The organism is Streptomyces sp. HSW2009, assembly GCF_040240285.1.
Lineage (GTDB): Bacteria > Actinomycetota > Actinomycetes > Streptomycetales > Streptomycetaceae > Streptomyces.
In genome coordinates, this window is record NZ_JBEHZD010001014.1 from 1 (window position 1) to 1,265 (window position 1,265).

Consider the following 1,265-nt stretch of genomic DNA (forward strand, 5'->3'; position numbering starts at 1 on the left):
GGGGCGGGGGGGGGCCGCGGCCAGGGGCCGGGCGGCCCGGCGGCGTCCGGGTGGGACGGCCGCCGGGCCCGGTGGTCACCGTGCGCTGGTCATGGCGCCGCGGCCACAGCCCGGGTGGTCACGGCTCGCCGGTCACAGCTCGGTGGTGACCGCGCAGTGGCTACTGCTGGTCGGTGGACTCCGTGGAACCCTTCGGCCCCACGGACTCGGCGGCCGTGGTGCCGAAGCGGGCCGTCGTCTCGTCCTGGTGCAGGCGTTGCAGACCGGCCTTCTCCAGCACCCGGACGGATGCGGGGTTGGCCAGTTCCACGTTGGCGTGGACCGTGTGGACCTCGGGGGCCGTCAGGGCGAACCCCACGATGGCCCGGGCCGCCTCGGAGGCGTAACCCCGTCCGCGACGCGATGCGACGACCCCGTACCCGAACTCGACGTGTCCGTCGGCCGGCGGCCAGAAGAGGCCGATGGCGCCCACCACCTGGCCGGTTTCGCGCTCGATGATCTGGCGCTGGCCGTAGCGGCCCAGGCCGTCCGGGTGGGTGGTGAGGTAGCCGGCGATGACGCTGTCGCCCTCGGCGGGGAAGTCCTCCGCCCAGTGCGCGCGCCGTACGGACTCCACGACCGCGGCGACCTCGGCCACGGACCACTGCCGCAGCAGGAGGCGCTCGGTGACGAGGTCCGTGGCGATCGGCTCGGCGGCCGGTGCGGGTGCGTCGGCTGAGGCGGCGGCGGAACCAGCGGAATTAGCAGACATGTGACACTCCTGGTCGTGGAACGACCGGGCCGCTCAGCAGCCGCGGCGACCCGGAAAAGGGCATGCTGAGGACGTCATGGGCCGGGCCATATGCATCAACCTCCCTGATCGGCGCGGGGCGGACCACCACATAAGTTGTCGGGTACACGCCGGCTCGGATAAGTGATCAACATACCAGTCGGGGTGTGTCGAGCCCGGGGACGGGCGCCGCACCGTGGTCGGCCTCCCGCTGGCGCCGCGTACGGGTGACCGCCGGCGTCCCCGGGGTGATCTCGGGGCGACCGTGTCGGATCTCGTAGGGGGCGATCGATGGACGGGCAGGGCCGGGTGACGATGACTGACGGGGCGCGGCTGTGGTGGACGGTGCGGGGGGATGTCGGGCGGCAGCCGCCGGTGGTCCTGCTGCACGGCGGCCCCGGACTGCCGGACTACCTGGGCGGGGGGGGCGCCCCCGGGGGCCCGCCCCCCGCCCCCCCCCCCGGCCCCCCCCCCCCGCCCCCGCCCCCCGCCCCGG

1 protein-coding gene and 1 pseudogene are annotated in these 1,265 nt (G+C 75.1%); one reads left to right on the forward strand and one right to left on the reverse strand.

The features are described from left to right. Positions 1–160: 160 nt before the first annotated feature. Complete coding sequence (locus AAHZ94_RS34260; protein WP_349997584.1) at positions 161–751, reverse strand: GNAT family N-acetyltransferase; 591 nt, start codon at positions 749–751, stop codon at positions 161–163. 309 nt (positions 752–1,060) lie between these two features. On the opposite strand from AAHZ94_RS34260, the pseudogene AAHZ94_RS34265 reads away from it, so the two are divergent. Next, positions 1,061–1,265 (forward strand): annotated as a pseudogene (locus AAHZ94_RS34265) (hypothetical protein); the annotation flags it as partial.